Annotated in this window: 26 protein-coding genes and 1 pseudogene; all 27 read right to left on the reverse strand. The window is 56.6% G+C overall.

Translation table 11 applies throughout. The annotated features are described in order from the left end of the window. Window positions 1-17 precede the first annotated feature (17 nt). Complete coding sequence (rpsD, locus tag IAE37_RS10965) at window positions 18-638, reverse strand: 30S ribosomal protein S4 (protein WP_009681977.1); 621 nt, start codon at window positions 636-638, stop codon at window positions 18-20. A 15-nt stretch (window positions 639-653) separates the two neighbouring features. Continuing rightward, window positions 654-1,043, reverse strand: coding sequence for a 30S ribosomal protein S11 (gene rpsK / locus IAE37_RS10970; RefSeq protein ID WP_003255454.1), 390 nt, complete (start codon window positions 1,041-1,043; stop codon window positions 654-656). Window positions 1,044-1,061: 18 nt separating this feature from the next. Further along, entirely contained in the window at window positions 1,062-1,418 is a 357-nt protein-coding gene (rpsM, locus tag IAE37_RS10975) for a 30S ribosomal protein S13 (RefSeq protein WP_003255457.1), read from the reverse strand. Window positions 1,419-1,548: 130 nt separating this feature from the next. Beyond that, a complete protein-coding gene (gene rpmJ / locus IAE37_RS10980; protein WP_002555468.1) occupies window positions 1,549-1,665 on the reverse strand; it encodes a 50S ribosomal protein L36 in 117 nt (38 codons plus the stop codon). A gap of 30 nt (window positions 1,666-1,695) precedes the next feature. Continuing rightward, on the reverse strand, window positions 1,696-3,027 hold the full coding sequence (gene secY / locus IAE37_RS10985) for a preprotein translocase subunit SecY (RefSeq protein WP_201173322.1): 1,332 nt from the start codon (window positions 3,025-3,027) through the stop codon (window positions 1,696-1,698). Then, window positions 3,028-3,462, reverse strand: coding sequence for a 50S ribosomal protein L15 (gene rplO / locus IAE37_RS10990; protein ID WP_023382625.1), 435 nt, complete (start codon window positions 3,460-3,462; stop codon window positions 3,028-3,030). 3 nt (window positions 3,463-3,465) lie between these two features. After that, window positions 3,466-3,642, reverse strand: coding sequence for a 50S ribosomal protein L30 (gene rpmD / locus IAE37_RS10995; protein WP_029614570.1), 177 nt, complete (start codon window positions 3,640-3,642; stop codon window positions 3,466-3,468). 2 nt (window positions 3,643-3,644) lie between these two features. Further along, entirely contained in the window at window positions 3,645-4,145 is a 501-nt protein-coding gene (rpsE, locus tag IAE37_RS11000) for a 30S ribosomal protein S5 (RefSeq protein WP_003255465.1), read from the reverse strand. 3 nt (window positions 4,146-4,148) lie between these two features. Continuing rightward, window positions 4,149-4,499: a 50S ribosomal protein L18 gene (rplR, locus tag IAE37_RS11005; RefSeq protein WP_008089801.1), complete on the reverse strand. Its 351-nt coding sequence runs from the start codon at window positions 4,497-4,499 to the stop codon at window positions 4,149-4,151. Window positions 4,500-4,509: 10 nt separating this feature from the next. Then, a complete protein-coding gene (rplF, locus tag IAE37_RS11010; RefSeq protein ID WP_201173326.1) occupies window positions 4,510-5,043 on the reverse strand; it encodes a 50S ribosomal protein L6 in 534 nt (177 codons plus the stop codon). A gap of 12 nt (window positions 5,044-5,055) precedes the next feature. Continuing rightward, complete coding sequence (gene rpsH, locus IAE37_RS11015; protein ID WP_008089805.1) at window positions 5,056-5,448, reverse strand: 30S ribosomal protein S8; 393 nt, start codon at window positions 5,446-5,448, stop codon at window positions 5,056-5,058. Between the two features lie 209 nt (window positions 5,449-5,657). Continuing rightward, a complete protein-coding gene (gene rpsN, locus IAE37_RS11020) occupies window positions 5,658-5,963 on the reverse strand; it encodes a 30S ribosomal protein S14 (RefSeq protein ID WP_009681970.1) in 306 nt (101 codons plus the stop codon). A 13-nt stretch (window positions 5,964-5,976) separates the two neighbouring features. Next, window positions 5,977-6,516: a 50S ribosomal protein L5 gene (gene rplE, locus IAE37_RS11025; protein WP_003255474.1), complete on the reverse strand. Its 540-nt coding sequence runs from the start codon at window positions 6,514-6,516 to the stop codon at window positions 5,977-5,979. 20 nt (window positions 6,517-6,536) lie between these two features. Further along, window positions 6,537-6,851, reverse strand: coding sequence for a 50S ribosomal protein L24 (gene rplX / locus IAE37_RS11030; protein WP_003255476.1), 315 nt, complete (start codon window positions 6,849-6,851; stop codon window positions 6,537-6,539). A gap of 11 nt (window positions 6,852-6,862) precedes the next feature. Continuing rightward, window positions 6,863-7,231, reverse strand: a complete 369-nt coding sequence (gene rplN, locus IAE37_RS11035) for a 50S ribosomal protein L14 (protein ID WP_008089810.1) — start codon at window positions 7,229-7,231, stop codon at window positions 6,863-6,865. 23 nt (window positions 7,232-7,254) lie between these two features. Next, the gene (gene rpsQ, locus IAE37_RS11040) at window positions 7,255-7,521 is read right to left on the reverse strand and encodes a 30S ribosomal protein S17 (protein ID WP_003255478.1); all 267 of its coding nucleotides are present in this window, start codon (window positions 7,519-7,521) and stop codon (window positions 7,255-7,257) included. Window positions 7,522-7,523: 2 nt separating this feature from the next. Continuing rightward, a complete protein-coding gene (rpmC, locus tag IAE37_RS11045; RefSeq protein ID WP_002555481.1) occupies window positions 7,524-7,715 on the reverse strand; it encodes a 50S ribosomal protein L29 in 192 nt (63 codons plus the stop codon). After that, window positions 7,715-8,128, reverse strand: a complete 414-nt coding sequence (gene rplP, locus IAE37_RS11050) for a 50S ribosomal protein L16 (protein WP_003255479.1) — start codon at window positions 8,126-8,128, stop codon at window positions 7,715-7,717. Before rplP ends, rpmC begins: the two co-directional genes overlap by 1 nt. Before the next feature lie 12 nt (window positions 8,129-8,140). Then, window positions 8,141-8,827: a 30S ribosomal protein S3 gene (gene rpsC, locus IAE37_RS11055; RefSeq protein ID WP_003255481.1), complete on the reverse strand. Its 687-nt coding sequence runs from the start codon at window positions 8,825-8,827 to the stop codon at window positions 8,141-8,143. 13 nt (window positions 8,828-8,840) lie between these two features. Next, on the reverse strand, window positions 8,841-9,173 hold the full coding sequence (gene rplV / locus IAE37_RS11060) for a 50S ribosomal protein L22 (protein WP_003103908.1): 333 nt from the start codon (window positions 9,171-9,173) through the stop codon (window positions 8,841-8,843). A gap of 11 nt (window positions 9,174-9,184) precedes the next feature. Continuing rightward, window positions 9,185-9,460, reverse strand: a complete 276-nt coding sequence (gene rpsS / locus IAE37_RS11065) for a 30S ribosomal protein S19 (RefSeq protein WP_010486981.1) — start codon at window positions 9,458-9,460, stop codon at window positions 9,185-9,187. Between the two features lie 16 nt (window positions 9,461-9,476). Beyond that, window positions 9,477-10,301 carry a 50S ribosomal protein L2 gene (gene rplB / locus IAE37_RS11070; protein WP_003255483.1) on the reverse strand — a complete coding sequence of 275 codons (825 nt, stop codon included), beginning with the start codon at window positions 10,299-10,301 and terminating at the stop codon, window positions 9,477-9,479. Between the two features lie 14 nt (window positions 10,302-10,315). Further along, window positions 10,316-10,615, reverse strand: a complete 300-nt coding sequence (gene rplW, locus IAE37_RS11075) for a 50S ribosomal protein L23 (RefSeq protein ID WP_003255484.1) — start codon at window positions 10,613-10,615, stop codon at window positions 10,316-10,318. After that, window positions 10,612-11,214, reverse strand: coding sequence for a 50S ribosomal protein L4 (gene rplD, locus IAE37_RS11080; RefSeq protein WP_008089819.1), 603 nt, complete (start codon window positions 11,212-11,214; stop codon window positions 10,612-10,614). The genes rplW and rplD overlap by 4 nt, the downstream gene beginning before the upstream one ends. A gap of 12 nt (window positions 11,215-11,226) precedes the next feature. Beyond that, a complete protein-coding gene (gene rplC, locus IAE37_RS11085; RefSeq protein WP_003255486.1) occupies window positions 11,227-11,862 on the reverse strand; it encodes a 50S ribosomal protein L3 in 636 nt (211 codons plus the stop codon). Window positions 11,863-11,942: 80 nt separating this feature from the next. Beyond that, window positions 11,943-12,254 carry a 30S ribosomal protein S10 gene (rpsJ, locus tag IAE37_RS11090; RefSeq protein ID WP_003186070.1) on the reverse strand — a complete coding sequence of 104 codons (312 nt, stop codon included), beginning with the start codon at window positions 12,252-12,254 and terminating at the stop codon, window positions 11,943-11,945. A 141-nt stretch (window positions 12,255-12,395) separates the two neighbouring features. Then, window positions 12,396-12,750 (reverse strand): annotated as a pseudogene (locus IAE37_RS11095) (hypothetical protein); the annotation flags it as partial.

Consider the following 12,750-nt stretch of genomic DNA (forward strand, 5'->3'; position numbering starts at 1 on the left):
CACCTATTTTCTAGCCCTTACTTGGAGTAGAGCTCGACAATCAGGTTCTCGTTGATGTCGGCAGACAGGTCGCTGCGAGCAGGAACGTTCTTGAAAACGCCCGACTTTTTAGCAGCATCCACGTCAACCCACTCAACGCGGCCACGCTGGGCGCACAGTTCAAGGGCTTGAACAATGCGCAGCTGGCTCAGCGACTTCTCGCGAACCGCGACCACGTCACCCGGACGAACTTGGTAGGATGGAATGTTTACAGTCTTACCGTTGACGCTGATCGCTTTGTGCGAAACCAGCTGACGGGACTCGGAACGAGTCGAGCCGAAGCCCATACGGTAGACGACGTTATCCAAACGGCACTCGAGCAGTTGCAGCAGGTTCTCACCGGTTGCGCCTTTTTTCGAGGCTGCAGCCTGGTAGTAACCGCGGAACTGACGCTCCAGAACACCGTAGATACGACGGACTTTTTGCTTCTCGCGCAGCTGGGTACCGTAGTCGGACTGACGGCCACGGCGCTGGCCGTGGATACCTGGGGCTGCTTCGATGTTGCACTTCGATTCCAGAGCGCGAACGCCGCTCTTCAGGAACAGGTCAGTGCCTTCACGACGAGACAGTTTGCATTTTGGACCAATGTAACGTGCCATTTCTCTGTCTCCTGATTACACGCGGCGCTTCTTCGGCGGACGGCACCCGTTATGCGGGATTGGCGTCACGTCGGTGATGCTGGCGATCTTGTAGCCGCAGCTGTTCAATGCACGAACGGCGGACTCACGACCTGGACCTGGACCCTTGACGTTGACGTCGAGGTTTTTCAGGCCGTATTCCAGCGCAGCTTGACCAGCACGCTCAGCAGCGATCTGGGCTGCGAACGGGGTGGATTTGCGCGAACCACGGAAACCCGAACCACCGGAGGTCGCCCAGGACAAAGCATTGCCCTGACGGTCGGTGATGGTCACGATGGTGTTGTTGAAAGACGCATGGATGTGGGCGATGCCATCAACCACTGTCTTTTTGACTTTCTTACGAGGACGAGCAGCAGGTTTTGCCATGTCTATATTCCTGGGCGATTACTTGCGGATCGGCTTACGCGGGCCCTTACGGGTGCGTGCGTTGGTCTTGGTGCGCTGACCGCGAACCGGCAGACCTTTACGATGACGCAGGCCGCGGTAGCAACCCAGGTCCATCAAGCGTTTGATCTTCATGTTGATGTCACGACGCAGGTCACCTTCGGTGGTGAACTTCGCGACTTCGCCACGCAGGGTTTCGATTTGCTCGTCGCTCAGATCCTTGATCTTAGCGGCTGGGTTGACACCAGCGTCTGCACAGATCTTCTGTGCAGTTGTGCGACCGACACCATAGATGTAGGTCAGCGAGATAACAGTATGCTTGTTATCTGGAATGTTGACGCCTGCAATACGGGCCATTCAGTGGGACTCCAATTGACAGCTACCTACGCCCCGGAAGCCAAGAAATAGGGCGCGAGATAATATCGCTGTAGAAACGATTAATCAACCCAGCAGCACACTAGCTGCTGGGTTTGAACGCAGATCACACTCAGCCTTGGCGCTGCTTGTGACGCGGTTCCGCGCTGCAGATCACTCGCACGACGCCTTCGCGACGGATGATCTTGCAGTTACGGCACAGCTTTTTCACCGATGCACGAACTTTCATTACCGACTCCTCGAACCTTAAGGGGCTAAATCAGCGCAGCAGACCGCTGCCGCCGTAGCCTTTCAGGTTGGCTTTCTTCATCAGGGATTCGTACTGGTGCGAAACGAGGTGCGATTGTACTTGGGACATGAAGTCCATCACAACCACTACCACAATCAGCAACGAGGTCCCGCCAAGGTAGAACGGCACATTTGCTGCCACCACCAGGAACTGGGGCAGAAGGCAGACGGCCATCATGTAAAGAGCACCGAACATGGTCAAACGGGTCAGAACGCCATCAATGTAGCGTGCCGACTGCTCACCAGGACGGATACCCGGAATAAAGGCACCGGACTTCTTCAGGTTTTCCGCTACGTCTTTCGGGTTGAACATCAACGCTGTGTAGAAGAAGCAGAAGAAAATGATCCCTGCACTAAACAGCAGAATGTTCAACGGCTGACCAGGAGCGATCGACTGCGAGATGTCCTGCAGCCAGCCCATACCTTCGGACTGACCGAACCAGGAACCCAGCGAAGCCGGGAACAGCAGAATGCTGCTCGCGAAAATGGCCGGGATGACCCCCGCCATGTTCACTTTCAACGGCAAGTGGCTGGTCTGCGCAGCGAAGACCTTGCGGCCCTGCTGACGCTTGGCGTAGTGAACGGCGATACGACGCTGACCACGCTCAATGAACACCACGAAGCCGATAATCGCTACTGCCAGCAAACCGATAGCGACCAGGGCGAAAATGTTGATATCGCCTGTGCGTGCAGACTCGAAAGACTGCCCGATTGCTCTCGGAAGACCGGCAACGATACCTGCGAAGATCAACATCGAGATACCGTTGCCCACACCGCGCTCGGTGATCTGCTCGCCCAGCCACATCATGAACATCGCGCCTGCCACGAACGTGGAGACGGCGACGACATAGAAGCCCAGCCCTGCAGAAAACGCCACGCCCTGGTTGGCCAGGCCAATGGACATGCCAATGGCTTGGACCAGCGCCAGGATAACGGTGCCGTAGCGGGTGTACTGGCTGATCTTGCGACGGCCAGCTTCACCTTCCTTCTTCAACTGCTCCAGTTGCGGGCTGACCGCGGTCATCAGCTGCATGATGATCGATGCCGAGATGTACGGCATGATCCCCAGTGCAAAGATGCTCATGCGCTCGAGCGCTCCACCGGAAAACATGTTGAACAAGCTAAGAATGGTCCCCTCATTCTGTCGAAACAGATCCGCCAGACGGTCCGGATTGATGCCTGGAACCGGGATGTGCGCACCTATCCGATAGACGATGATCGCCATGAACAGAAAGCGCAGACGAGCCCAGAGTTCCGACATCCCGCCCTTACCGAGCGAAGAGAGAGCACCTTGCTTAGCCATTTATTCCTCGAACTTGCCGCCAGCTGCTTCGATAGCCGCACGCGCACCCTTGGTGGCTGCGATACCCTTGATGGTGACTGCGCGAGTGACTTCGCCAGACAGCATGATTTTCACACGCTGTACGTTCTGGCCGATCACGTTGGCATCCTTCAGGGATTGCACGGAGACCACGTCGCCTTCCACTTTAGCCAGCTCGGACAGACGCACTTCGGCGCGATCCATGGCTTTCAGGGAAACGAAGCCGAACTTCGGCAGACGACGGTGCAGCGGCTGTTGACCGCCTTCGAAGCCCGGAGCGATCGAACCACCGGAACGGGAGGTCTGACCTTTGTGGCCGCGGCCACCAGTCTTACCCAAACCGCTACCGATACCACGACCCGGACGATGCTTCTCGCGACGGGAACCCGGCGCTGGACTCAGATCATTGAGTTTCATCGATTAACCCTCGACGCGCAGCATGTAGTAAGCCTTGTTGATCATCCCGCGGTTCTCGGGAGTATCCTGGACTTCTACAGTGTGACCGATGCGACGCAGACCCAGGCCTTTGACACACAGGATGTGGTTAGGCAGGCGGCCAGCGGTGCTTTTGATCAGCGTTACTTTTACAGTTGCCATGATCAGAAGATCTCCTCAACGCTCTTGCCACGCTTGGCGGCAATGGACTCAGGAGATTGCATGGCTTTCAGACCCTTGAAGGTGGCGTAGACCACGTTCACTGGGTTGGTCGAACCGTAGCACTTGGCCAGGACGTTCTGAACACCAGCAACTTCCAGGACGGCACGCATGGCGCCGCCGGCGATGATACCGGTACCTTCCGAGGCAGGCTGCATGTAGACCTTCGAGGCGCCGTGGGCAGCCTTGGTGGCGTACTGCAGGGTGGTGCCCTTCAGGTCAACCTGGATCATGTTGCGACGAGCAGCTTCCATGGCTTTCTGGATCGCGGCTGGTACTTCGCGCGACTTGCCACGGCCGAAGCCAACACGACCCTTGCCATCACCTACCACGGTCAGCGCGGTGAAGGTGAAGATACGGCCGCCTTTAACGGTTTTAGCTACGCGGTTAACTTGAACCAGCTTCTCGATGTAGCCTTCGTCGCGCTTTTGATCGTTATTTGCCATAACTTAGAACTCCAGCCCGCCTTCACGAGCAGCATCAGCCAGCGCTTTGACGCGGCCATGGTACTTGAAGCCGGAACGGTCAAAGGCAACTTGAGATACACCGGCGGCTTTCGCGCGCTCAGCTACCAGCTTGCCAACCTTAGTGGCCGCGTCGATGTTGCCAGTGGCGCCATCACGCAGGTCTTTGTCCAAGGTCGAGGCGCTTGCCAGAACCTTGCTGCCGTCGGCCGAAATGACCTGGGCATAGATGTGCTGCGAAGAGCGGAACACGCACAGGCGCACGACTTCGAGTTCGTGCATCTTGAGACGTGCTTTGCGAGCGCGACGCAGTCGAGTAACTTTTTTGTCGGTCATTTGCTAGGCCCTACTTCTTCTTGGCTTCTTTACGACGGACTACTTCGTCCGCGTAACGTACACCCTTGCCTTTGTAAGGCTCTGGCGGACGGAACCCGCGGATTTCAGCGGCCACCTGACCTACCAGCTGCTTGTCGATACCCTTGATCAGGATGTCGGTCTGGCTAGGCGTTTCAGCGGTGATACCGGCTGGCAGTTCGTAGTCCACTGGGTGAGAGAAGCCCAGGGCCAGGTTCAGGACCGGGCCTTTAGCCTGTGCCTTGTAACCAACACCGACCAGCTGGAGCTTGCGCTCGAAGCCTTGGCTTACGCCTTGGACCATGTTGTTCACCAGAGCGCGGGTGGTACCGGCCATGGCACGAGCTTGCTGGTCACCATTGCGAGCGACGAAACGCAGCTCACCAGATTCTTCGGTAACTTCAACAGACGAGTGAACGTTCAGTTCGAGAGTGCCTTTGGCACCCTTCACCGAAAGCTGCTGGCCGGCGAATTTGACTTCGACGCCTGCGGGCAGCTTAACGGGGTTCTTAGCGACGCGAGACATGTCTATCCCCCCTTAGAACACTGTGCACAGAACTTCGCCGCCGACACCGGCAGCGCGCGCAGCGCGATCAGTCATCACACCTTTGTTGGTGGAGACGATAGACACGCCCAGGCCGCCGCGTACTTTCGGCAGGTCTGTGACGGACTTGTACTGGCGCAGGCCTGGACGGCTGGAGCGCTTCAGTTCCTCGATGACCGGACGGCCTTCGAAGTACTTCAGTTCGATCGACAGGGAAGGCTTGGCTTCACCAGTAACCTGGTAGCCAGCGATGTAACCTTCGTCCTTCAGAACTTTGGCAACCGCGACCTTCAACGTGGAGGAAGGCATGCTTACGACGGACTTTTCAGCCATCTGGGCATTACGGATGCGAGTTAGCATGTCCGCTAACGGGTCCTGCATACTCATGGGCTAGATGCTCCTGATACAAGAATTATTAGCCTTGCGGCTATCACAACCACCTGAGCGGACAGGGCAAAAAACCCGGGCTCAGGTGAGCCGGTCATTCTAGACACAAGGCAGAAACGAAACAAGCCCCATGAAGGGGCTTGTTCGATGGTGAGGTCACCGGCGGTCGGAAGATTGCTCCCCTTCCGCCGGGATCACACCTGCAGCGCTTACCAGGAGGCTTTGACCAGGCCTGGTACGTCACCGCGCATTGCAGCTTGACGCAGCATGTTACGGCCCAGGCCGAACTTACGGTATACACCGTGAGGACGACCGGTCAGGCGGCAACGGTTGCGCAGGCGCGAGGCGCTGGCGTCGCGTGGTTGCTTCTGCAGAGCGACTACGGCAGCGAAACGCTCTTCTGGAGAGGCGTTGACGTTGACGATGGTCGCTTTCAGCTCAGCACGCTTCTTAGCGAACTTGGCTACCGTGAGCTGACGCTTCAGCTCGCGGTTCTTCATGCTCTTCTTGGCCATTTTCCTACTCCAATCAGTTGCGGAACGGGAACTTGAAAGCACGCAGCAGAGCGCGGCCTTCGTCGTCCGAACGAGCAGTGGTGGTCAGGGTGATGTCCAAACCGCGCAGAGCATCGATCTTGTCGTAGTCGATTTCCGGGAAGATGATCTGCTCTTTCACGCCCATGCTGTAGTTGCCACGACCATCGAAGGACTTGGCATTCAGGCCGCGGAAGTCGCGAACCCGAGGCAGGGAGATCGCCAGCAGGCGGTCCAGGAATTCGTACATCTTGTCGCTACGCAGAGTCACCTTGACGCCGATCGGCCAGCCTTCACGGACTTTGAAGCCCGCGATGGATTTACGAGCGAAAGTCACGACCGGCTTTTGACCGGTGATCTTTTCCAGGTCGGCAACAGCGTGCTCGATGACTTTCTTGTCGCCGATCGCTTCGCCCAGACCCATGTTCAGGGTGATTTTGGTAACGCGCGGAACTTCCATCACGTTCGACAGCTTAAGTTCTTCCTTAAGCTTGGGAGCGATTTCGTTCCGGTAAATCTCTTTCAGTCGTGCCATGGTCTTCTACCTAGCAGTGTTCAAGCATCAACCGCTTTTTGGGTCGACTTGAAGACACGAATTTTCTTACCGTCTTCTACTTTGAAACCAACGCGGTCAGCCTTGTTGGTTTCGCCGTTGAAGATGGCAACGTTGGAAGCGTGCAGAGGCGCTTCTTTTTCGACGATACCGCCCTGAACGCCCGCCATCGGGTTAGGCTTGGTATGACGCTTGACCAGGTTCACGCCACCGATGACCAGACGGTCATCAGCCAGAACCTTCAGCACCTTACCGCGCTTACCTTTGTCTTTGCCGGCGATCACGATGATCTCGTCGTCACGACGAATCTTTTGCATGTCGGATCTCCTTACAGCACTTCAGGGGCGAGCGAGACGATCTTCATGAACTTCTCGGTACGAAGTTCACGGGTCACTGGCCCGAAGATGCGAGTGCCGATCGGCTCTTGCTTGGTGTTCAGCAGAACAGCAGCGTTGCCGTCGAAACGAATGATGGAACCGTCAGCGCGACGTACACCGTGACGGGTACGGACGACAACAGCGGTCATCACCTGGCCTTTCTTGACCTTACCGCGCGGAATTGCTTCCTTGACGGTTACTTTGATGATGTCACCGATGCCGGCGTAACGGCGGTGCGAACCGCCGAGTACCTTGATGCACATGACGCGACGCGCGCCGCTGTTATCGGCCACATCGAGCATGGATTGAGTCTGAATCATAAAATTTCTCCGACCCCTAGCCCTTAGACTTCAACAGCGCGTTCGAGGACTTCAACCAGTGCCCAGGACTTGGTCTTGGCCAGCGGACGGGTTTCGCGAATGGAAACCTTGTCGCCGATCTTGCACTGGTTGGCTTCGTCGTGCGCGTGCAGCTTAGTCGAACGCTTAACGTATTTACCGTAGATCGGGTGCTTGACGCGACGCTCGATCAGAACGGTGATGGTCTTGTCCATTTTGTCGCTGACGACACGGCCAGTCAGCGTACGGACGGTTTTTTCAGCTTCAGCCATGATCACTTACCTGCCTGCTGGTTGAGCACAGTTTTCACGCGAGCGATGTCACGCTTAACTTGCGAGAGCAGGTGCGACTGACCCAACTGGCCAGTTGCTTTCTGCATACGCAGATTGAACTGGTCGCGCAGCAAGCCGAGCAGTTGCTCATTCAGTTGCTGTGCAGATTTTTCACGAAGTTCATTCGCTTTCATCACATCACCGTCCGCTTAACAAAGGAGGTGGCGAGAGGCAGCTTTGCAGCAGCCAGGGCGAAAGCTTCGCGCGCCAGCTCTTCAGAAACACCCTCGATCTCGTACAGGACTTTGCCTGGCTGGATCTGGGCAACCCAGTATTCCACGGAGCCCTTACCTTTACCCATACGAACCTCGAGAGGCTTCTTGGAGATCGGCTTGTCCGGGAACACACGGATCCAGATCTTGCCGCCACGTTTTACGTGACGGGTCAGGGCACGACGTGCCGACTCGATCTGGCGAGCGGTGAGGCGACCGCGAGCAACAGCTTTCAGAGCGAATTCGCCGAAGCTGACTTTGCTACCGCGCAGTGCCAGACCACGGTTGTGGCCGGTCATCTGCTTGCGGAATTTTGTACGCTTTGGTTGCAACATTTGGCGTACCCCTTACTTAGCAGCTTTTTTACGAGGCGCTGGTGCTTGTGGTTTCAGTTCTTCTTGGCGACCACCAATAACTTCGCCTTTGAAGATCCAAACCTTCACACCGATCACACCGTAGGTGGTGTGAGCTTCGTAGGTGTTGTAGTCGATATCGGCACGCAGGGTGTGCAGAGGCACACGACCTTCGCGATACCACTCGGTACGAGCAATCTCAGCACCGCCGAGACGACCGCTCACCTGGATCTTGATGCCCTTGGCACCAATACGCATGGCGTTCTGTACGGCGCGCTTCATGGCGCGACGGAACATTACGCGGCGTTCCAGCTGCTGAGCTACGCTCTGCGCAACCAGCATAGCGTCGAGTTCCGGCTTGCGGATCTCTTCGATGTTGATGTGCACAGGCACACCCATCTGCTTGGTCAGGTCCTGACGCAGCTTCTCGACATCTTCACCTTTCTTCCCGATAACGATACCTGGACGAGCGGTGTGGATGGTGATGCGTGCAGTTTGAGCCGGACGATGAATATCGATACGGCTTACGGACGCGCTTTTTAGTTTGTCTTGGAGGTACTCACGCGTTTTCAGATCCTTCAACAGGTAATCTGCGTAAGTAGCACCGTCTGCGTACCAGACGGAGGTGTGCTCCTTGACGATTCCCAGGCGAATGCCAGTGGGATGTACTTTCTGACCCATCTGATCGACTCCGTTACTTGTCCGCAACCTTGACAGTGATATGGCAAGACCGCTTGACGATGCGATCAGCACGGCCTTTGGCACGTGGCATGATGCGCTTCAGCGAACGCCCTTCGTTGACGAAGACGGTGGAGACCTTCAGGTCATCAACGTCTGCGCCTTCGTTGTGTTCGGCGTTGGCTACGGCCGACTCGAGGACTTTCTTCATGATTTCAGCGGCTTTTTTGCTGCTGAAGGCCAACAGGTTGAGCGCTTCGCCCACCTTCTTCCCGCGGATCTGGTCGGCGACCAAGCGGGCTTTCTGGGCGGAGATTCGAGCGCCCGACAACTTAGCGGCTACTTCCATTTCCTTACCCCTTAACGCTTGGCTTTCTTGTCAGCCACGTGCCCGCGATAGGTGCGGGTACCGGCGAACTCGCCCAGTTTGTGGCCGACCATGTCTTCGTTCACCAGAACTGGGACGTGTTGACGACCGTTGTGAACCGCGATGGTCAGACCGACCATTTGTGGCAGGATCATCGAACGACGCGACCAGGTTTTAACTGGCTTGCGATCGTTCTTCTCCACCGCCACTTCGATCTTCTTCAGCAGGTGAAGATCGATAAAAGGACCTTTTTTCAGAGAACGTGGCACTGTCGTATCCCTCTAGTTACTTGCGACGACGGACGATCATGTTGTCGGTACGCTTATTACCACGGGTTTTAGCACCCTTGGTTGGGAAGCCCCATGGCGATACCGGATGACGACCACCGGAGGTACGACCTTCACCACCACCATGTGGGTGGTCAACCGGGTTCATGGCAACACCACGAACGGTTGGGCGAACGCCGCGCCAGCGTTTGGCACCAGCTTTACCCAGCGAACGCAGGCTGTGCTCGGAGTTCGAGACTTCGCCCAGGGTCGCACGGCACTCAGCCAGGACTTTACGCATTTCACCAGAGCGCAGACGCAGGGTCACGTAGACACCTTCGCGAGCGATCAGCTGAGCCGAGGCACCAGCGGAACGAGCGATCTGTGCACCTTTACCCGGCTTCAGTTCGATGCCGTGAATGGTGCTACCTACTGGAATGTTGCGCAGTTGCAGGGAGTTACCGGCCTTGATTGGGGCCAGGGCACCTGCGATCAGCTGGTCGCCAGCGCTCACGCCTTTAGGGGCGATGATGTAGCGACGCTCACCGTCTGCGTAGCACAGCAGGGCGATGTGAGCAGTACGGTTCGGGTCGTATTCGATACGCTCGACAGTGGCTGGAATGCCATCTTTGTCGTTGCGACGGAAGTCGACCAGACGGTAATGCTGCTTATGACCACCACCAACGTGACGAGTGGTAATGCGGCCATTGTTGTTACGACCACCAGACTTCGATTTTTTCTCGATCAGCGGTGCGTGAGGAGCGCCTTTGTGCAGCTCCTTGTTGACCACCTTGACCACGAAACGGCGGCCAGGGGAAGTCGGTTTGCATTTAACGATTGCCATGATGCACCCCTTCCTTACTCAGCACTGCTGCTGAAATCGAGATCTTGGCCTGGCTGAAGGGAGACGATCGCCTTCTTCCAGTCATTACGCTTGCCCAGACCACGTGCGGTACGCTTGGTTTTACCCAGAACGTTAACAGTCGACACGTTTTCAACTTTTACGTTGAACAGGCCTTCGACAGCTTTCTTGATTTCCAGCTTGGTTGCATCGGTAGCAACCTTGAATACGAACTGGCCTTTTTTCTCAGCCAGAACGGTAGCCTTCTCGGAAACGTGCGGGCCAAGGAGGACTTTGAATACGCGTTCCTGGTTCATCCCAGCAGCTCCTCGAATTTCTTCACGGCCGAGACGGTGATCAACACCTTCTCGTATGCGATCAGACTGACCGGGTCGGAACCTTGAACGTCACGTACGTCGACGTGCGGCAGGTTGCGAGCAGCCAGGTACAGGTTCTGATCAACAGCGTCGGAAACGATCAGAACGTCGTTCAGACCCATGCCGTTCAGCTTGTTCAGCAGATCTTTGGTTTTCGGTGCTTCGACAGCGAAGTCCTGAACCACGACCAGACGGTCGCTACGCACCAGCTCGGCGAGGATGGAGCGCAGGGCTGCGCGGTACATCTTCTTGTTGAGCTTCTGCGAGTGATCTTGAGGACGGGCTGCGAAGGTTACACCACCGCCACGCCAGATCGGACCACGAGTGGTACCAGCACGAGCACGGCCAGTACCCTTCTGACGCCATGGGCGCTTACCGCCACCAGCCACGTCGGAACGGGTCTTCTGCTGCTTGGTGCCCTGACGGCCGCCGGCCATGTAGGCCACGACTGCTTGGTGTACCAGCGTCTCGTTGAATTCGCCACCGAAAGTCAGTTCGGAAACTTCGATCGCCTGAGCGTCATTTACATTGAGTTGCATGTCAGTTTCCCCTTAACCGCGAGCCTTGACAGCTGGACGCACAACCACGTCGCCGCCAGTAGCGCCTGGAACGGCACCCTTGATCAGCAGCAGGTTGCGTTCAGCGTCTACGCGAACTACTTCCAGGGACTGAACAGTCACGCGCTCGGCGCCCATGTGACCGGACATTTTCTTGCCCTTGAACACACGACCAGGAGTCTGGCACTGGCCGATGGAACCTGGGACACGGTGCGACACGGAGTTACCGTGGGTGTTGTCCTGGCCACGGAAGTTCCAGCGCTTGATGGTACCGGCGAAGCCTTTACCTTTGGACTGACCAGTAACGTCTACCAGCTGGCCTGCAGTGAAGAGTTCAGCTTTGATCAGATCGCCAGCCTGGAAATCGCCTTCTTCAAGACGGAACTCCCAGACACCGCGACCAGCGGCAACGTTGGCCTTGGCGAAGTGGCCTGCCTGAGCGGCAGTCACACGCGAAGCGCGACGCTCGCCGACAGTGACTTGCACTGCACGGTAGCCATCGGTTTCTTCAGTTTTGAACTGGGTGACACGATTCGGCTCGATCTCGATGACCGTGACCGGAATGGAGACACCTTCTTCGGTGAAAATGCGGGTCATACCGCACTTGCGACCGATTACACCAATAGTCATGTTGTAAACCTCATGAGTGTACGGGGCTTTCACCCGCTATGGCCGCCCATTTCAGAGCGTTACACGACCAGACCGAAGTCTTAGCCGAGGCTGATCTGTACTTCCACACCTGCCGCCAGATCAAGCTTCATCAGCGCGTCAACGGTTTTATCCGTTGGCTGGACGATGTCCAGAACACGCTTATGAGTGCGGATCTCGTACTGGTCACGCGCGTCTTTGTTGACGTGCGGGGAGACCAGAACGGTGAAACGCTCTTTGCGGGTAGGCAGTGGAATTGGACCACGCACTTGTGCACCAGTACGTTTCGCGGTTTCCACGATTTCCTGGGTGGATTGGTCGATCAGGCGATGGTCGAAAGCCTTCAACCTGATACGGATTTGCTGATTTTGCATTGGATTTCAGACTCCAGGCTGTTCCCAACGGACGCACTACGCCCGCTAAAAGGAGGCGTGATTCTATAGACGCCCCAATTTAGTGTCAACCCAATAAAAAAAACCCCCGCTGAGCGGGGGTTTTTTCAATCGGTCGAGTGATTACTCGATGATTTTGGCTACGACGCCGGCGCCGACGGTACGACCGCCTTCACGGATAGCGAAGCGCAGACCGTCTTCCATTGCGATGGTCTTGATCAGGGTGACAGTCATCTGAATGTTGTCGCCTGGCATTACCATTTCAACGCCTTCCGGCAGTTCGCAGTTACCGGTCACGTCAGTGGTACGGAAGTAGAACTGAGGACGGTAGCCTTTGAAGAACGGAGTGTGACGACCGCCTTCTTCCTTCGACAGGACGTAGACTTCTGCGGTGAACTTGGTGTGCGGCTTGACCGAACCTGGCTTAACCAGAACCTGGCCACGCTCAACGTCGTCACGCTTGGTACCACGCAGCAGA

Source organism: Pseudomonas sp. S31 (genome assembly GCF_016648105.1).
GTDB lineage: Bacteria > Pseudomonadota > Gammaproteobacteria > Pseudomonadales > Pseudomonadaceae > Aquipseudomonas.

Bases quoted from the DNA above. Each gene is read 5' to 3' on its own strand.
- rpsD (WP_009681977.1), bottom strand. From the start codon at position 638: ATGGCACGTTACATTGGTCCAAAATGCAAACTGTCTCGTCGTGAAGGC.
- rpsE (WP_003255465.1), bottom strand. From the start codon at position 4,145: ATGGCAAATAACGATCAAAAGCGCGACGAAGGCTACATCGAGAAGCTG.
- rplO (WP_023382625.1), bottom strand. From the start codon at position 3,462: ATGAAACTCAATGATCTGAGTCCAGCGCCGGGTTCCCGTCGCGAGAAG.
- rpsN (WP_009681970.1), bottom strand. From the start codon at position 5,963: ATGGCCAAGAAGAGCATGAAGAACCGCGAGCTGAAGCGTCAGCTCACG.
- rplB (WP_003255483.1), bottom strand. From the start codon at position 10,301: ATGGCAATCGTTAAATGCAAACCGACTTCCCCTGGCCGCCGTTTCGTG.
- rplE (WP_003255474.1), bottom strand. From the start codon at position 6,516: ATGGCACGACTGAAAGAGATTTACCGGAACGAAATCGCTCCCAAGCTT.
- rplV (WP_003103908.1), bottom strand. From the start codon at position 9,173: ATGGAAGTAGCCGCTAAGTTGTCGGGCGCTCGAATCTCCGCCCAGAAA.
- rplR (WP_008089801.1), bottom strand. From the start codon at position 4,499: ATGACCGACAAAAAAGTTACTCGACTGCGTCGCGCTCGCAAAGCACGT.
- rpsH (WP_008089805.1), bottom strand. From the start codon at position 5,448: ATGAGTATGCAGGACCCGTTAGCGGACATGCTAACTCGCATCCGTAAT.
- rpmC (WP_002555481.1), bottom strand. From the start codon at position 7,715: ATGAAAGCGAATGAACTTCGTGAAAAATCTGCACAGCAACTGAATGAG.
- rplC (WP_003255486.1), bottom strand. From the start codon at position 11,862: ATGACTATTGGTGTAATCGGTCGCAAGTGCGGTATGACCCGCATTTTC.
- rpsJ (WP_003186070.1), bottom strand. From the start codon at position 12,254: ATGCAAAATCAGCAAATCCGTATCAGGTTGAAGGCTTTCGACCATCGC.
- rpsQ (WP_003255478.1), bottom strand. From the start codon at position 7,521: ATGGCTGAAGCTGAAAAAACCGTCCGTACGCTGACTGGCCGTGTCGTC.
- rplX (WP_003255476.1), bottom strand. From the start codon at position 6,851: ATGCAAAAGATTCGTCGTGACGACGAGATCATCGTGATCGCCGGCAAA.
- rpsK (WP_003255454.1), bottom strand. From the start codon at position 1,043: ATGGCAAAACCTGCTGCTCGTCCTCGTAAGAAAGTCAAAAAGACAGTG.
- rpsM (WP_003255457.1), bottom strand. From the start codon at position 1,418: ATGGCCCGTATTGCAGGCGTCAACATTCCAGATAACAAGCATACTGTT.
- rpmJ (WP_002555468.1), bottom strand. From the start codon at position 1,665: ATGAAAGTTCGTGCATCGGTGAAAAAGCTGTGCCGTAACTGCAAGATC.
- rpsC (WP_003255481.1), bottom strand. From the start codon at position 8,827: ATGGGTCAGAAAGTACATCCCACTGGCATTCGCCTGGGAATCGTCAAG.
- rplW (WP_003255484.1), bottom strand. From the start codon at position 10,615: ATGAACCAGGAACGCGTATTCAAAGTCCTCCTTGGCCCGCACGTTTCC.
- rplF (WP_201173326.1), bottom strand. From the start codon at position 5,043: ATGTCTCGCGTCGCTAAGAACCCCGTTAAGCTGCCCGCAGGCGTCGAA.
- rplD (WP_008089819.1), bottom strand. From the start codon at position 11,214: ATGCAACTCAATGTAAATGACGCTCAGGCGATCGAAGTTTCCGAACTG.
- rpmD (WP_029614570.1), bottom strand. From the start codon at position 3,642: ATGGCAACTGTAAAAGTAACGCTGATCAAAAGCACCGCTGGCCGCCTG.
- rplN (WP_008089810.1), bottom strand. From the start codon at position 7,231: ATGATTCAGACTCAATCCATGCTCGATGTGGCCGATAACAGCGGCGCG.
- rplP (WP_003255479.1), bottom strand. From the start codon at position 8,128: ATGTTGCAACCAAAGCGTACAAAATTCCGCAAGCAGATGACCGGCCAC.
- secY (WP_201173322.1), bottom strand. From the start codon at position 3,027: ATGGCTAAGCAAGGTGCTCTCTCTTCGCTCGGTAAGGGCGGGATGTCG.